At 53.8% G+C, this 12,433-nt stretch carries 8 protein-coding genes; 1 reads left to right on the forward strand and 7 read right to left on the reverse strand.

Annotation, left to right across the window (positions count from 1 at the left end):
• Positions 1-581 precede the first annotated feature (581 nt).
• Together DOD19_RS18555 and DOD19_RS27535 are read right to left on the reverse strand one after the other, a co-directional pair.
• Complete coding sequence (locus DOD19_RS18555; protein ID WP_112187134.1) at positions 582-3,857, reverse strand: DEAD/DEAH box helicase family protein; 3,276 nt, start codon at positions 3,855-3,857, stop codon at positions 582-584.
• 112 nt (positions 3,858-3,969) lie between these two features.
• A complete protein-coding gene (locus DOD19_RS27535) occupies positions 3,970-5,442 on the reverse strand; it encodes a hypothetical protein (protein WP_162634390.1) in 1,473 nt (490 codons plus the stop codon).
• A 528-nt stretch (positions 5,443-5,970) separates the two neighbouring features.
• Here DOD19_RS27535 and DOD19_RS18560 point away from each other — a divergent pair.
• Entirely contained in the window at positions 5,971-6,666 is a 696-nt protein-coding gene (locus DOD19_RS18560; protein ID WP_112187136.1) for a hypothetical protein, read from the forward strand.
• Positions 6,667-7,228: 562 nt separating this feature from the next.
• On the opposite strand, the gene DOD19_RS18565 is transcribed toward DOD19_RS18560, so the two are convergent.
• From DOD19_RS18565 to DOD19_RS27540, 5 genes are all read right to left on the reverse strand, one after another.
• Positions 7,229-7,480, reverse strand: coding sequence for a hypothetical protein (locus DOD19_RS18565; RefSeq protein WP_112187138.1), 252 nt, complete (start codon positions 7,478-7,480; stop codon positions 7,229-7,231).
• A gap of 300 nt (positions 7,481-7,780) precedes the next feature.
• On the reverse strand, positions 7,781-8,125 hold the full coding sequence (locus DOD19_RS18570; protein WP_112187140.1) for a hypothetical protein: 345 nt from the start codon (positions 8,123-8,125) through the stop codon (positions 7,781-7,783).
• A 26-nt stretch (positions 8,126-8,151) separates the two neighbouring features.
• Positions 8,152-10,452 carry a hypothetical protein gene (locus DOD19_RS18575; protein ID WP_162634391.1) on the reverse strand — a complete coding sequence of 767 codons (2,301 nt, stop codon included), beginning with the start codon at positions 10,450-10,452 and terminating at the stop codon, positions 8,152-8,154.
• Positions 10,453-10,465: 13 nt separating this feature from the next.
• The gene (locus tag DOD19_RS18580) at positions 10,466-11,254 is read right to left on the reverse strand and encodes a TnsA endonuclease N-terminal domain-containing protein (RefSeq protein WP_112187144.1); all 789 of its coding nucleotides are present in this window, start codon (positions 11,252-11,254) and stop codon (positions 10,466-10,468) included.
• Entirely contained in the window at positions 11,242-12,363 is a 1,122-nt protein-coding gene (locus DOD19_RS27540; protein ID WP_162634392.1) for a hypothetical protein, read from the reverse strand. Before DOD19_RS27540 ends, DOD19_RS18580 begins: the two co-directional genes overlap by 13 nt.
• Positions 12,364-12,433: the final 70 nt, after the last annotated feature.

The raw sequence follows: 12,433 nt of genomic DNA on the forward strand, positions 1-12,433 counted from the left end.
CCTCGTAGCGTTCCGCTGACGTATCCCCGTTTGCGAGCCCAGGCTGCCGGTAGGTCATGCAAAATCGCCCCTTTATGGCGCGACAATCGACCTGCGGACGGCGTAAGCTATATACGGAAGTTCGTATTCGGACGCCCCAATTAGAGGTTGCCATGCGCGAATACCGAGCCCGGACAATCCAAGTGCTCGCTGCGAGTACCTGTGATCGTTGTCATCGTCGGCTGACGCCGGATGACCCCGGCGAGTGGCAGGAACGACTGTCGTTGGACCACAGTTGCGGCTTCGATTCAGTGTTTGGCGATGGCAGCACGGTTAGCCTTGACCTATGCCAGCACTGTGTAAGGGAAGTGCTCGGCGAATGGTTGCGCGTCGGACCACCTGTTGCGATAGATGAGATTGGCGAGGCACAGGAACCCATGAACATGCCAGCGTCAGACTAGACGCTGGCCTTGCGTGCAGCCCACAAGATGTACTGCATGGCTCTGAGGCTGTGCTGAAGTTGTTCTTAGTACCGTCGACGAGCCTTTCGTCGATCGTATTTTCACATCCGGTGCAAGGCTGCGATCGGAGCGAAAGCGTTTTCACGCGCTGCACATGACTTCAAAGTGGACTTGGTAGGTCTCATGCAGAAAGCGCTCAGTCACACCGAGCAGGGCAAGCTGCTGGGTAGTAGCGTGTGTTTTTGAAAGACCCGGCTGAACCACAAAAATGCGCAAGCTGATCGCGCATGTCCGACTCAGATCTCGGATCTGTTCAAGCGCTCTGCGATCCCCAGCTTCAAAGCGTGTTGGGCGTCCGCGTTCCACTCTCGAGCCCTCTCTCTTAAGTAGATGGGCAAAGAGGTCTGTACGTCTGTCCTTGTTATGAAGCCACATGACACTCTTCTGAGCTTGCCCGCAGACAACATATAAGTCGTCGATGCGACCGCCCGGGTTGTCTCCGTGTGCATATTTGCAGTGAAACAGGTCCACGGTGACGAGCCGCGGCTTGGTCAAGTCGTCGATTTGTATTCCGACGATATCCGCGGCCTCGCCAGCTCCATCATCATCGATGAGAGCATTGTAGTTGCCCGTTGCTTTGAGGCGTTGGATGGTTCGGTATTGAACAGAGTCGGTACGTCGTGTCTCTCCCTGCGACTCCTTCCGAATGTCGACACCGAACCAATCGCAAGCTACAAGCTTGTCCAAGCGATATAGCGCACTCTGAGTCCTGAGCTGAATGTGCTGGTTGCCTTCAAGGCTGGACCCATCGGCGAACCATATTGTTGGTGGATGCTCCGTGAGGAATTCACACAGATCGTGCATTGTTGTCCCACGGCGGATTTGAATGGGCGCTACCCCGTCGTACACGAAGCGGAAGTCGGCCGAGGAGCCTGAGCCGACAAACTCTAGGCGAACAAAGACTTCGTGAGAGTCGGTGAACAAACGAACAACCAACGGCCCAACATCGGAGCATTCTTTTACTTCAATCCCAACGTTCGTTAAATGCTCGTCATGGAGGGGCGTAAAGATGATGCTAGTCGCAGACTCTACGTGGTCCAGAATCTCCGTGGGCCAATCCACGCCTACGCAGTGGACGCGCGGTCGCTCAGTCACCAGTCTTGGGATAAGCGTGCCGGCAAGAGCTTCCTCAGGGTTAAGCGTCTCGTCGGCAATTTTGGCGCCTGTCCGCTTGCACCAAGCTACAAAAGTGTTGATTCGGAGGCGTAGGTTTGACCATACGCGTCCGCGTTTCCCCGCTCCTATCGATGTAGGGGCTCCGTGCTCAAAGCCCACACCGGCTAGAACCGCCTTCTTGGTTGTACCTAGCGTCGCGTCAGATAGGCGAGCCCCGACATCGGGCCCCATTCGACCGGTATATCGAATCTGACGTCCGATATGCTCATCCAAGCCAACGTTTGTTAGCATCAGTCGGTTAATACCGGACAAAACACGGAATACCTCGGGAGCAGTGACAAGAGAGACGTCTGCTCCGCAGAGGGCTTTGGCTAGATCACCATACAACCCGGTGTTTGTCGATCCATGGATGTACAGGAGCGATTTTTCGCGATCCCACACAGCAACGCAGAGCTCCCAACCGACGCCTTGGATTGATGCAAGATCTGTCCAGGGAACACCTTGACGCCTAGCGGCAAGGACCACGAGCGTTGATTCTGCAGCGTTCAGAATGGGGTAAACATGCTCGTCTTTCGAGAGCCCTCTGAACGCACTTTTATACGCGTGGGGATTCCATGCGGAACAGCGTGTTCGGTACACCACCATGCTTGCTGCGGGGTGTAGTTCAGTAAGTGGAATTTCGTCAAGCTTTCCGTCAAAACCAGCTAAGAACTGCTGCGCGTCGATCTCTTCCCCGATTGCCCCATCGCTCAACGTTGGAAGGAGCACGTTCCAATCAGGGTCTTGCGAATAGAGCGTCCGCAGCTCTTCCCGTAAATTGACGTCGGCGGTGTTCGCAATGAATACGGGTGCTCCAAGATCAGATCTCGCGCGAGTGAAGCGTCCGGCAAGCTGCAGCGTAACGGCTAGGCTCTTCCGTAAGTCGTGGAAGGCCGCAATCTTCAGCTCGGGCATGTCAAAGCCTTCGCCAAGCATGTCCACACACACGACTATTCGGGAATTCCCGTTCAGCAACTGTTCTCGAGCGAGCTTGAGTTCCTCCTTCTTTAGCCGGCTGTGCAGCATTACAGGGTTGTAACGCCCAAGGCGTTGGTAGATTGCCAGCACCGTTTCAGCGCGTGCCGTCGTTGAGACTCGAGCCATCGCCACGTGTTTCCCTGTCGTGTCCGATGAAAGCTCCTCAATCACCTTTGCGGCAATAGCTGCGTCTGCGCGAGCAGAGTCAAACGCATAGACAGCACTAAACCGGATCTGCTTGAAGTATCCCTCGGCCTGCGCCTGTCTCAAGGGATAGACATAGATGATCTTGCCGTCTAGCGGTTGCCCATCTTCCCGGAACGGCGTAGCTGTAAATTGGAGAACTTTCTTGTTTTTGAAGAATGACTTGAAGTGCTTCCATGTCGGGGCCTCCACGTGGTGCGCCTCATCGATAAAGAGATGCGAGCATGAGTTGGCCATCTCTTCTTGCACCTCGTCTGAGCATCCTCCTGCTAGCGCGCTCGTCGTAACGATAACGTTGCATATGCTGAACAGCTCGCGAACCTCCTCTGGAGACTGAGGCTGCTTGGTGAGCATGCCAACGATAGGTGTTGCCGCATCCTCAGCGAGCACGGTCGCTCGATCGTGCTTAAGGATGCCAAGCGACCGAAACTTCTCTGTTATCTGGATACGAAGCGCATCCGTTGGAACTAAGACCAGGACCCGTTCGCACGCCGCCGAAATCAACGTTGCCAGCATTGTCTCAGTCTTGCCAGTGCCGGTTGGCATGACGACCGTGGCGACGCCGGCTGAAACCGACCAATGAGCGTGAATTGCATGCAGCGCGCCGAGTTGGGGCCGCCGCATTGCAATTACCCCTGCAGTTACCGAATCTTCATCGACATATCGGAACGCACTTTGCCAACTGCGCCGGATGCTTGCAGTGGCATCTGCCCGAGGGGCTACAGTCAGTGGATGTTGCTGCCACAGGCCGCTCGACAAGTCAAGTGTGCTTGGTAGGTCGGTGGGCAATGAGCTGACAAGAACCGCGGCCCCTTGGGGAAGCTGAGAGATGTTTGGCTTCTTCGAGAAAACGTAAAGATCCTCTCGATGCTCAGTCGTAAATTTCACCCCACGCGCCGATTGAATGGTGTAACGAACCGCGTCGCAGGAAACTGTGCGTTCTGGGGCAATAATCTGCTGAACGTGCCCCGCCTTGAACCTTATATCTATGCCCATGACAGGCGGAAGCTTCAAATCCATATCCCCTCGTGCTCACACTTTTTACTTATCGTGGCAACGCTCCAATAATTCGCATGAACGTTGGCAACGCCGAAAAATGCGCCTTGCGTTGTTACATTTCAATAATCTTGGACTAGTGGGCTACTCCTCGCCCTTGTACATCTTTGTCGCTCTGGCTCGAAGAGACAAACGTCAAACTGGAGAATGGTCCAGTGTATCTACGCCGTCCATCAAGAACATAACTCAGTACCTGTGCCTTCGGCACGACAATGCGGATGCATCGCAAGGAATCCGCCTTTGCCCTATCTATCCGAACAAGCCGCGATAGCAGGACGCTGTCACATGACATACTTGCCGCCTTTTCCAACTGTTGTCGCGATATATACAAGGGCTTGTCGTGCTGTTTCACCAGCAGAGCTTTTTGAGCTTTTTCATCGGAAGGCAATGCTACTTGTAGTTCCAGAATGATAGGTGACCCGATCCGGCTCAAGAGATTGACATTTGATAGTCCCAGGGAGTTGTCGTGACCCGCGCTGCAGGTGGCGCCGTATGATTTTAAGGTGGCACAATTCTCGCCTGACAGCGTTATAGAAGACAAGCGTAGGTCACCAAGCCCCATGCTTCGTACTGTGAAGTTCACGAGAAGGAGCGGGCGTCCAGTCATCATTGGAACAAAATAGACAAGAATCAGGAGGACAAATATTACTCCGATGGCGACTTGTTTTAAATTTTCTCCTATGTAGACTAGCCAGTTTGCTACGGAGAATACTAAAATGCATGCTAGAAATATTAATATCTCTTGATCGGCGCTGGCATTCTCGGCGTACGATATTGCGAGAAAAATAGGAAGGAATGAAGAGATGCAAAAAATCGCAGCTGCTCCAATTTTTGTTCTTTCAAATCTTGAGTTTAATACGGGGATTTTGAAAAAGGTTTTGGATAGATTTATCTTCGTTCGACGTCTTTTCCCAATTGCGTCCGGTCTCAGGAGCAAGTAAGAAAGTACAGCGATGAGAAGGCATAGGACAATTACAAGCGTGGAGCTGTGATCACTTGCAAGCTTTAGAGTCTCGTTGGATAAGGGAAAACTGACAGCAGTGGCATCGGAAACGCTGCTCGCAACCGATTTTTTAGTCGCAGGGCCGTCTGCTATTACGATATTCTGTAGCACAACAAGGCCAACGAAAGATCCAAGCCAAACGCTCAACGCGGATCTAGAAAGAGTTGCTCGTTGTCGATGCCCGTGACCCAGCAAGATGACCATGGCTGCTCCCGTTAGGATCAGATAAAAGGCTTGACACAGGCTATCTTGGGGTGCTGGGTCCGAAAATTGAAAGAAAAACCAACCCCAACCCGACGCGGCTAACATGGTCGCTATTAGGATAAATGGTCCGCGGATGAGGGATCGATGTGGTTCTTCACGCAAAACGACGTCGACGTCCTTGACACTTACAACCGCATCGGAAGGTTGCTTTGAATTGACGTAGTGCCTCGTTACCACCGTAGGCATGAGGCATGAAATTATCAACACAAATAGAATAACTGCCCCTTGCGTGAAGGCAGCCGTAAACAAGCCAAACATTTCTGTAAAAGAGAAATCAGGCATAAAACCGATTTCCATCTGATAAGCGAAGAGTAATGCACCCCCTAGTCCCGTGCACAACAAACCTAGCTTGGGAAGTTTGCTGAAGGCGAGGGTAACCCAACTCGACAGCGAGACTATTGCTTGGTGCGGGAGCCTATTCCCCGCCCTTTCGGTAGATGATTCTGTGATTAGGGATTCAATATTGTCTGACATCGGTTAATCTAATTCGGAATCTAAAGAAAATAATCGAAATTGATCGCCGGAGCCGTGATTGCTCACCACCGACCTCTTGCTTCGGTCATACCCGTTCGTGGCGCGTAAACGAACACGGGCAGTTGGGTAGTTCTGATCTGGTTTCCGAAAGGCTGGTTTCAGTGGACTGCCAACCAAGGCAGGATTTCGGTTAGGCTAAGGCTATCATCGAAATTTCATACCCCACCTAGGATGGGTGGCGACAGGCATTTTGGGCGATTTCTTTTGTTGATGCCAAGTCTGGCAAAATTTGGGTCACATATAATCTCCTCACCAAATTTTGCTCTGTGGTGACGCGTGAAAGAGATACTTCAGTACATTCAACTCGAGTGGTCTACCGTCTCGGCGGCTCCTGCTACGTTTGCATTGATTTTTGTCTTGGCTTGCGGCATTGCGTATAGGGCTTCCAAGTGGAAGCACAGTGCGACGATCGACCTACTGCATGCGAGGCTTGCGGCGAAAGATCAAGAGTTGGATGGGTATCGGAAGCAGGCGTCAGGCAACGAAATTGGCAAGGGCGTACTACCAAATATTGCACCACCTAAGATCGAGTTGTGCATCGCGCAAGCTGCGCCGTATCACATGGTCACGGCGCGCAATGGGCACTGGCGAAGCACTGTTGCAATCGGGATTAGGAACTCTGGCGGTCAGACGTTCTCAAATTGCCGGGTTTACATTGAGCAGATAGCACCACCGTTGTGCGCACAAGGGGCTAACACACTTCTTCTCGATGACACAGGTTTTCAGCTGCGCAGTGAAGATCCGGAAAGGCTCGTGGAGGTCGCTCATCGTTGGGGTCATCACAATCAGTCCAAGTTTAGTACCCCGCAACAGGGCGGGTTCTTTGATACTGGGATGTGGATGGACGACGGTACCCGACGAAAATTTGCGATCAGAGTCGCTGCAAAGGAGTGCGAGCGTTCCGCCATGGTCGAGATGTGGACGGATGAGTCAAAGCAGTTGCATCTGCGGCTTTTGAACTACCTCAACTAGAGGGCATTGGGGCGGCGCTATCGCGCGGTGAGATCAATTTCTATTGCTGGTCGACGGCATCGCGGCGCCGAACGATCTAGGCCTGAGCGATGTGGCGCCGGCGGGTGTAACGATCTACTCGGACAGCCGAGGACGTACGCTTCAAGACGGGAAATTGGCAATCCAGTTCAAGGTGGCGCCGCCGAGCAGAATGTATTGGGCGGACCGACCCGCAATGCGCGTCATCCAAGCTTTGCGTTGGCTCAAGGGCTTGCTGCCAACAGAATGCCATCGAGTCCGGATGCAACTCGCTAGGTTGCTCGCCGACCCGACCCAGGCATGTCGATTCGTCGGGGTCTCTGCGAAGGACTTGGGATGCTCCCGATCTGGATGCAAGCCTCTCTGTGCACGGTACCGACTTTTGAGTTGGCTGGGGATGCGTTACGAGCTGCAAACGCGAATCACTCGTCGCGCATTCGGGGTGTGCGCGTTGCAGAGAGAGCCTGTCTCGCCGTAACGTTACCTGTGCAGCCTACGCCGGGTCACTACACAGCGGACTTACAGCAAGAGCGAATGCGCAAAATTATTTCTCACTGTCGCAAGCCCGCTCCCATCGCTCGGGGGACGTAACCATATGCAACCCAAGTTGTTTTGCGGTTTCGATCGGCAGGCGCAAAACCACATCGGCGCCATCTTGCTCGCGTGTACTTAATACCGTGCTAACCCCGCAAAGCTCCAAGTACACGACACCTGATTCGAGTACTTCCTCATAGAAATGCCACGCCGGTTCATCACCCTCGGAAGGGTGATAGGCGAGGGTCGCTTTGGTGCTCATGGAGTGCCTCTCATGCTATCTGGATAAGACCTGATGGAGCAGGCCCGCTAAATGGTGTGGTACGCGCTGATCAGCAGGTCTGTCCTTGGTATGAGGCCACATGACACTCTTCTGCGCCTGTGTTAGGTCTCTTACCTTGTAAAGGTGTACGCCGCCGAGTCGACGATGAAGTGGCACGCCGGCACGCCAACAGAAGAGGAGTTCACGACTCTTTAGCGAAATAGGGTAGTTTTGCTGTACAGCAAAACTACCCTATTTCGCTAAAGCAAAAACACGATAGGTGTAGCCCAACGCACTCATCTACCAGCCAAGAATCTGCCGAGCCCGTTTCATTACCCAATCTTGTTCAGCTTCTGAGAAGTCCCACTCACCTCGCCGGACCTTCAGCGCGAACCCTTTGCGCGCGCGCTCCAGGCAGAGTTCTTGGGTCAAGGCTGGATTCCCATCAACCTTACGCGTGCAGTAAGCAGCGAACTGTTTTGCCAGGTCCTCGCAACCTTCGTATCGCTCCAGCCATTCGTCGTCGGTGAGCCCGTTGACGTACTGGCCATTAACCAGCCGTACGGCGAGTTTCGATTGCGCACCGGACAAGGAGGCTTGAGGCATATCCCGCGGAAAATCAGTTGGAATCGTACGATTCGACATAGCATTCTCCTCACGGTCCATTGGGGTCAAGCCGACTGACGTGTCTCTCGGTATGTGTCTTCCGCTTGCCTGGCTGCTGCGGCAAGTTGGTCTTCGCTAGAGTCTTCTGCTGGCACGTTGTCAGCGTCGGGTTGGTTCTGTGACGACGATGGAGGCAATTCGTAGGCGGCGCGTTGTCGCTCATCTAACTCAGTCTCGCGCAAAGCCTTCGCATTCTGTTTGGCGTTGGTCACGCTGTTGCCGATGGCTCCGGCATAGGGGTTTCCTCGCCCTTGCTCGATAGCGTTGATGTTCTCCTGCTTGGTGGTCGTCAGCTTGCCGGAGGATTTTGTGCGTTTCTTCTTGAGAACCTCTTCGCTAACCGATTCGTCGAAGCGTACAAACTCATGTGCCTTCCATGAAATCTGTCCGAAGCGACGCTTGTCCGCGTCCACCATTTCAATGTCGAACACGTTTTCATCGCTGTCTTTGCACGACAGCGAATCCGAGAAGGGTCGGGTTCGTTTGATGCCGACCATCAACGGTGGATTTTTTCCCGGCAACTTCGAGTATTCATCCCAAAGAGCGGTTAACCTGTCGGCACTGTATTCGGCATCTTTGTGTTTGATGAGGCCCTTCCGGCAGGGTACGTATTTCCATTCAATGAGTGCATCAAACAGTTCTCTCTCTGACCAAACTCGGGCAGCTTGCCCACGCCGCAAAGATTGGCAGTACTGATGTATCGAGTTCGGCGTGATGCCCGTCCTTGCCGTTCGCATGGCGGCGGAGCGAAGCTTGCGCTTGCTATACGTTGTATTAATATGGTTGATCGCTTTCAAGAGAAGGCGTTCGAAGTCGTCGAGTGCCATCGGTTTAACGTTCCGTCGAAGCTTCCGCTTTATTTTCTCCAGTAAGCTTTTGTCCCGGGTGTACCCTCCCTGGGTCTCCTGAGCCATTAGGTGAATCATGGTTCTGTTCAGTCGTTCTCCCATACCTTTCAGATCGCCTCGCGCACCAGGCGGATTGAACATGATTCCCCCAAGTCGCTCTACTGCCGCACGGACGACTTTCGATTTGCCGGGGCCATTGTCTACGAAGACGCCGTCTATGTTTCCCGTCAAGATCCCGGGCAGTGGCTTCAAGCCAAGCGACGCGGCGCGGTCATTCGCTATCGGAAGAATGGAAGCGATGATGCATCTCAGATACGCCTCCTTTACTTCACCCTTCAGGGATATCTCATAGCTTCGTACGCCCCCAGACAACCTCGAAACTCCGAAGATGATCCAGATATCCATCGGCTCCATTTTTCCGTTGACTAAGGCTCCGACGGGAATCTTAGGTCGAAACCCATCGAAGTCCAGTATCTCTAGCGCACCCTGAGTGAGGTCGCTGGAACTGCCTGTCCTCGAGTCAAAGTACTGCGCTGTTGCGACGTGTCCGAAGCGCTTTTCCAAGAGATCGTGCTCTTGCACGATCCTCTTATAGTGATATTGAAACTGACCGTAACTTAGTGCTTGCTTTGCGCTAACCGTACTGTTCATTCGCTTAACAGTAGTGGCCAGCGAAACCTTGTCTTCGGCCCATTCCGTCAACAGCGCCTTTTTCATTCGTTTGATGTCTCTTGGGTCGACACGTTTTCCACGCTTGAATTCGACACCCTTCACACGCGCCCTCGCACGGTTCAACTCTTCCTTAGTCGACAAGGCACCAGGCTTCATTGCGGGCGCAAGCCGAATCTTTCCGGGGCCTCCTTGCAACGGCGTCAACGAAAGCATGGAGTGTTCGCCGCCGCCATACCACATATATCTGGTGAACAGCTTCAGTAGGTGTGGACGGAAGCTCGCGTTTTCTCCTAGCTTTTCGACCATCTGTCTGATTCGCTCAGCGCGAATCTGCGAGTCCCAGAATATGTAGTCGTTGACAATGTAGTCCGCCTCTTGCCCAAGCCCAGTCGTATCCACCATCAGAAGGGCGTTGACTAGCGCCACGCGTTCACTGGTGCCAACGAGCATGCTATCTTGGACCTCGCTAAGTGGTGGTTGCATACATCGAGGCCTGATGGGTTGCGAAACGGGCACGATCCGCGCAAGCCAATCCTCCGTTGCCGTGAACGAGGTTGGCATTCGGCATTTTGGTGGTCTCTTGTCGAGGGTGATGGCTTGAGCGTGCAGTGTCCTTGAGTTTGGTTGCCACGCCACCGCTACATATGCCTTGCCTGGCGTGTCGCCCGCCAGTGCGAATGCAGAGAACCGCTCCAAGTTTGCCGGCCATGTTTCTCTGTGGAGTTCGCGCAGATGCGCAATCAAATGCTCATCGCCGACGGGAGGCAATATTCGAGCGACAGTCATTGATTGCTCCTCGCTACTCGTGTAGCAAATAGACGGGCAGATCGACCCGCAGTGGGTGATTCGGATCCAGGCGTAGGAATCCAAAGCAGTTGGCGACGGCAAACAGCTCGAATACGCGATCGGCCGGCATTCCAAGATATCGGGCATGCCGCGTCAGAACTGAATCGAGCGTTCTACTCTGCGAGCAGGTCATGAGACGTGCTGCGAAGGTGCGCGCTTCGTCGTATCTGGTCCATACGTCAATGTTGGTGATCCATGTTCGCATCAGCGCGTGGTTTCCCCACATCAGTTTGCTGAACTGGTCTCCTCGTAAGAGCTCCCATGTCCACCCGCGTTCGGCAAATTTGGCAAGCTCCCGCTCCTGTCTCTTCCAGTCTTGGTCAGAAAGCTGATGTCCAGCGTCCTTTATTGAGACACCGTGGTAGTGCAGACGATTGTCAGGAGGGAGCACCAAAGTCAGGACAATGTCGTAGGTCATGACTGCGGAGACTGGCATACGCGAGCCGCGTAACCTTGCGCGGTTGTAGGCCTCTTGATCGTAGACGGGATACTGATCGCGAATGTCCACCACATAGGGATTGAACCCGAACGCGAACAGGGGCCGCATCTCATTGAGAGACAGGGCCTGGTGGGAACGTCGGAATTTCACCGCACTGAAGCTGGCCCGCGTTGCCCAACTTATATCGGCCGCGCTATGTAGTGGGACATAGGCGTGGCCGTGCGGTACTCCAAAGGCATCGCGATTGGGCAACGCGACGTTTCGAGGCGTCACAAACGGCACGTTCAGGTTCAGGATTTGCATGACCGACGAAGAAACAACGTGTGGCGTTGCCAGAGAGCGTGCACCTCTTCATCCGTGAGCTGGTCAATTTCGTCGGCTCTTTGAGGTTGCCAACCAGGGACGAGTCCCGCCCGAATTTTTTCGGGCAGCTGGCGCCTATAGAACATCACCCACGTCTCGAGGTGTGTTTCAAGCGCCGCCGCTGTTTTGGGGGAGTGGTTACGCACGCCGGCATGCTGCCAGGAATTGCGAAGAGGGTGATCTGTCATCAAGCGCTGCCTCGAGAGGCGATAGGGCGCACCAGCCTCTATCAATTGTTGCGCTTGCCTTTCGATGTGAGTGGCTGCAGACGCGTCTAATGCGTGCGAAATATCTCTCTCGTCAAATCGCACGCCATGCGCACGAAGTCGTTCCTGCGTCGCAGCCAGCGCATTCATGGATGGCAACTGTGCGCGGAGGCTCGAATGAGAAAGATATGGGTGTTTGTTACGCAAAGATTCGTAGAGCAGGCACGTCTGAGGAAGGCGCTGGATTGACTGGGCCAACCAACGAGCCCTTGCTTCGGCACTGTTTCTATGCTTTGTTGGCTTGCCCGCTGCTAGAGAGAGGTCTGGAGCAGTAGTGGTCGAGCCGAGCGCAGACTCGATCTCCTCCCAGTTTCCAAACATCGCAAGTAGTACGAATAGCGCGTGAAACGGATTGCGAAGAGTAGTTTGACCAAGAAGGAAACCATTGACCCTCCTGCTTTTGAAAGGAAACCGAAGGCTGTCACCCAACTTACCAAAGACTGGGTTCAAGAACGTCTGGATATATCGTTCCCACTTTACTTGCCGTCCTTTCACAATCCCCAGTTCGCGCGCTTTCTGGCATGCCACGGCTGCAATGAGCTGCCCATCAGCATGCGGTGCGAAGGTCGCATCGAGTAAACGGTGCCAGCCGATTGCGAGTGCCAGTTCGAGTCGCTCAAGTGCTTTGCCGCGAAGGTGTTCGCGTCGCCTTAACGGCCCACCACATACGCATCGGCTACGAGGTCCTCCTATGGCCATTGAATTTCCGAAGCCGTGATAGCAGGAGCCGCAAAAATCGTAGACGGCTGTGCTGTGCCTTGGGCACAGATGGACGTGTCGCATGAGTAGGTCTCGACGCCAGATCCGATCTCCCGTTGGGGCAATGTCTTCGTCGAGGCAATCGAAGCAGACG

The sequence above is a fragment of the Ralstonia sp. GX3-BWBA genome (assembly GCF_003290055.1).
Lineage (GTDB): Bacteria > Pseudomonadota > Gammaproteobacteria > Burkholderiales > Burkholderiaceae > Ralstonia > Ralstonia holmesii.

Coding starts and splice junctions, on each gene's coding strand:
- DOD19_RS18575 (WP_162634391.1), bottom strand. CDS start 10,452: ATGACTGTCGCTCGAATATTGCCTCCCGTCGGCGATGAGCATTTGATT.
- DOD19_RS27535 (WP_162634390.1), bottom strand. CDS start 5,442: ATGCCTGATTTCTCTTTTACAGAAATGTTTGGCTTGTTTACGGCTGCC.
- DOD19_RS18570 (WP_112187140.1), bottom strand. CDS start 8,125: ATGTCGAATCGTACGATTCCAACTGATTTTCCGCGGGATATGCCTCAA.
- DOD19_RS18555 (WP_112187134.1), bottom strand. CDS start 3,857: ATGGATTTGAAGCTTCCGCCTGTCATGGGCATAGATATAAGGTTCAAG.
- DOD19_RS18580 (WP_112187144.1), bottom strand. CDS start 11,254: ATGCAAATCCTGAACCTGAACGTGCCGTTTGTGACGCCTCGAAACGTC.
- DOD19_RS18565 (WP_112187138.1), bottom strand. CDS start 7,480: ATGAGCACCAAAGCGACCCTCGCCTATCACCCTTCCGAGGGTGATGAA.
- DOD19_RS27540 (WP_162634392.1), bottom strand. CDS start 12,363: ATGCGACACGTCCATCTGTGCCCAAGGCACAGCACAGCCGTCTACGAT.